This is a genomic window from Bacillus sp. NTK074B (assembly GCF_017303375.1).
Lineage (GTDB): Bacteria > Bacillota > Bacilli > Bacillales > Bacillaceae_B > Rossellomorea.
In genome coordinates this window covers 1-252 of sequence record NZ_JAFKOH010000286.1, presented here as the reverse complement: position 1 = coordinate 252, position 252 = coordinate 1, and the positions used below count along the sequence as shown (strand labels likewise).

Genomic DNA, 252 nt, shown 5'->3' with positions numbered 1-252 from the left:
ATAGTGAGAACGATCAGGAACCCGCTCAGCGTCAAGGTGCGGAAGACAAGGATTTTCGTATGATAGAGCAGGTCCAGCCGCTGCCCGACGACCAGAATGTTGTCGCCCAGCGGACCGGAGAAATAGACGTAATCGCGGGTCACGTCGTCCGGCGAGGCGGCGGCGTGGTCGAGCGGGCCGACCTGCAGGCCATCGGCCTCGGGGCGGGTCATAATGTTCCCGGCGATGAAGCGGTCCGACGTTCCGAACAGC

At 62.7% G+C, this 252-nt stretch carries 1 protein-coding gene; it reads right to left on the bottom strand.

Going from position 1 to position 252, the window contains the following annotated elements; all coding sequences use genetic code 11:
* On the bottom strand, positions 1-252 hold a 252-nt coding region (locus JI667_RS22390; protein WP_206858736.1), incomplete at both ends, for a hypothetical protein.